Origin of the sequence: Massilia sp. CT11-108, assembly GCF_047302915.1 — a bacterium.
GTDB lineage: Bacteria > Pseudomonadota > Gammaproteobacteria > Burkholderiales > Burkholderiaceae_D > Telluria > Telluria orientalis.
Window position 1 is genome coordinate 1 of record NZ_JBKYMO010000618.1, and the last position, 2,863, is coordinate 2,863.

The 2,863-nt window shown below is 64.7% G+C and carries 4 protein-coding genes; 1 reads left to right on the forward strand and 3 read right to left on the reverse strand.

The window, feature by feature from the left end; all coding sequences use genetic code 11:
• Positions 1-156: 156 nt before the first annotated feature.
• From ACEN88_RS28405 to fumC, 3 genes are all read right to left on the reverse strand, one after another.
• Complete coding sequence (locus tag ACEN88_RS28405) at positions 157-420, reverse strand: DUF883 family protein (protein WP_413345057.1); 264 nt, start codon at positions 418-420, stop codon at positions 157-159.
• A gap of 170 nt (positions 421-590) precedes the next feature.
• Positions 591-803 (reverse strand): RNA-binding S4 domain-containing protein, encoded by a 213-nt coding sequence (locus tag ACEN88_RS28410; RefSeq protein WP_413345059.1) that lies wholly within the window; start codon positions 801-803, stop codon positions 591-593.
• A gap of 117 nt (positions 804-920) precedes the next feature.
• A complete protein-coding gene (fumC, locus tag ACEN88_RS28415; RefSeq protein ID WP_413345061.1) occupies positions 921-2,315 on the reverse strand; it encodes a class II fumarate hydratase in 1,395 nt (464 codons plus the stop codon).
• An 86-nt stretch (positions 2,316-2,401) separates the two neighbouring features.
• Between fumC and ACEN88_RS28420 the strand changes: the two genes are divergently transcribed.
• A partial coding sequence (locus ACEN88_RS28420) for a FimV family protein (protein ID WP_413345063.1) occupies positions 2,402-2,863 on the forward strand: 462 nt, incomplete at its 3' end.

Consider the following 2,863-nt stretch of genomic DNA (forward strand, 5'->3'; position numbering starts at 1 on the left):
GCGCGGCGATTCGTTCGGCGCGGCGCTCGATGCGGCATTCGATCTGGACGAGGACTTCGACGTGGCCATGCACCTGCGGCGCTGGCTCGATCGGGGAATGGTGGCGGGAATCAAAAACGGGGCGAACGCGGCGCCGTGGACGGTGGCGCCGCGCGCTCAGTGGTAGAAGGCGCGCAGGATGCGTTCTTCTCCGGTCCTGTCGTGGTGCAGCTCGTTGGCCGCACGCGTCGCTTCCATCATCCGGTTCAACTGGTCCTCTTCGAAGCGGGCCAGTTCCTCATTGGCGGCATTGAGCGCGACGGCCAGCTTGGCGCGGGCGTTCTGGTACACGACACCGGTGTAGTGATCGGTATTCTTGAGCAGCTCTTCCGCGTTTTCGATGACGAGACGCAGGTCGCCGATCAAGCGCTGCTGCGTCATGGGGCTTGATTCTGGGGTTTCCATCTTCCTCACCTTTGGGCCGAATGTTACGACTTCAATATAGAGAAGGGGGACTGCCCAAGTTTGTCAGCGCGCAAACGTCAACCCTACCGTCGGGGACGGCTCGCGGGGTGCAACCGCGGGGCGCGCGCGGTGCGCCTCAGCTCATTTCAGCGTACCTGGATACGGATATCGCCCAAGGTCACGACCTGGCCGGCACGGATCTTGGCCGTCTTGCGCAGTTCCTTCTTTCCATCGACCGACACGTCGCCGCTTGCCACCACGTGCTTGCCGGCGCCGCCGCTGTCCACCACGCCGACCAGCTTCAGCAGCTGGTTCAGCTCGACGAACTCGGAAGTCAGTTCAAAAGTTGTTGTTTGCATTTTATCCTCTGTTAAAAATGGGCGTCGTATTGTTGTGTTCGTTTAGACAACACTTTTCAAAAAAACAACGTCGCCTCCACGCGAGCGGGGCGACGTCATGTATCCGATGCGGTGCCGTCAGGCCGGGCTGGGCCGCGTCATCTCGATCGGCACGATCCACTGGTCGAACTGCGTCTCGTCGACGAAGCCCGATTGCAGGGCTGCCTGGCGCAAGGTCAGGCCGTTGTGCTGGGCCGTCTTGGCGATTTGCGCGGCGCGATCATAACCGATATGCGGGGCCAGCGCGGTCACCAGCATCAGCGACTGCTCCATCAACTCGCCGATGCGCTTGCGATTCGGTTCGATGCCCTGCGCGCAATGCTCGTCGAACGAGCGCATGCCGTCCGCCAGCAGGCGCGCGCTCTGCAGGAAGTTGTGGGCGATCATCGGCTTGAACACGTTCAGTTCGAAATTGCCCTGCGCGCCGCCGACGGTGATCGCGACGTCGTTGCCGAACACCTGGCAACACAGCATCGTCAGTGCCTCGCACTGGGTCGGGTTCACCTTGCCCGGCATGATCGAGCTGCCCGGCTCGTTTTCCGGGATCGTGATCTCGCCCAGGCCGGAGCGGGGGCCGGACGCCATCCAGCGCACGTCGTTGGCGATCTTCATCAGCGCCGTGGCCAGCGTCTTGAACGCGCCGTGCGCCAGCACCATCGCGTCATGGCCGGCCAGCGCCATGAACTTGTTCGGCGCCGACTTGAATTGCAGGCCGGTGCGCGACGAGATCTCGGCCGCGATGCGGTTGGCGAATTCCGGATGCGCGTTCAGGCCCGTGCCCACCGCGGTGCCGCCGGCGGCCAGCAGCAGCAGGCCGGGCAACGTGTTCTTGATCGCGTGCTCGGCGAATTCGAGTTGCGCCACGTAGCCGGAGAATTCCTGGCCCAAGGTGAGCGGCGTCGCATCCTGCAGGTGCGTGCGGCCGATCTTGACGATGTCGGCGAAGTCGCGCGACTTCACTTCCAGCGTGCCGCGCAGCTTCGCCAGCGCCGGCAGCACGTCCCTGGCGACGGCCAGCGCGGCCGCCACGTGCATCGCGGTGGGAAACATGTCGTTCGACGATTGGCCCATGTTGACGTGGTCGTTCGGATGCAGCAGGCGCGCCTCGCCCCGCTCGCCGCCCAGCAGTTCCGAGGCGCGGTTCGCGAGCACCTCGTTCATGTTCATGTTGCTCTGGGTGCCGGAGCCGGTCTGCCACACGGACAGCGGGAATTCGGACGGATGACGGCCTTCCAGCACTTCGTCGGCCGCGCGGATGATGGCGTCGGCCTTGTCTTGCTTGAGCTTGCCGAGCGAGCGGTTGACGGCGGCGGCCGCGCGCTTCACCTGCGCCAGTGCGGCGACCAGTTCCGGCGCCATCTTCTCGCTCGAAATGTGGAAGTGGTGCAGCGAACGCTGGGTCTGCGCACCCCACAGCTGATCGTTCGGTACGTCGATCGGGCCGAAGCTGTCCTTCTCAATCCGGTTTTCCATGGATGCATCCTGTTGGTTTGACAATGGAATTAAAGAGTGTACCGCAACGGCCGTTAACCACGTTGTAGCCCCCATTTTTCCACGCCATGGCCCGCCGCACCCGCCTTATTCTCTCCAGCCTCGCTCTCGCCGCGCTTGCATCCGCCCACGCGGCCGAGCTGGGCGACCCGCGCGTGTCGTCGCACATCGGCCAGCCGCTCGTGGCCGACGTCGAGCTGACGATGCTCGACGATGCCGCCACGCCCGTGCAGGTGCGCGTGGCCAGCCCGGAGGTCTACAACGGTGCGGGCATCGCCGTGCCGCCCGTGCTGTCCAGCCTGAATTTGTCGGTGATGCGGCGCGACGGCCGCCAGTTCCTGCACGTGACGTCGCTGCGTGCCGTCGACGCGGACCATGTGCACCTGTACCTGGAACTCGTCGACAAGGGCCAGCGTGCCGTGCGCCTGGCCACGCTGTGGTTGACACCGGATCCGAATCCCGCGCCGCATCACCGACAAATTCAGGCTGGACAGCACGGGCGGCACGGCGATGCCCGCACCGTTGTAGAC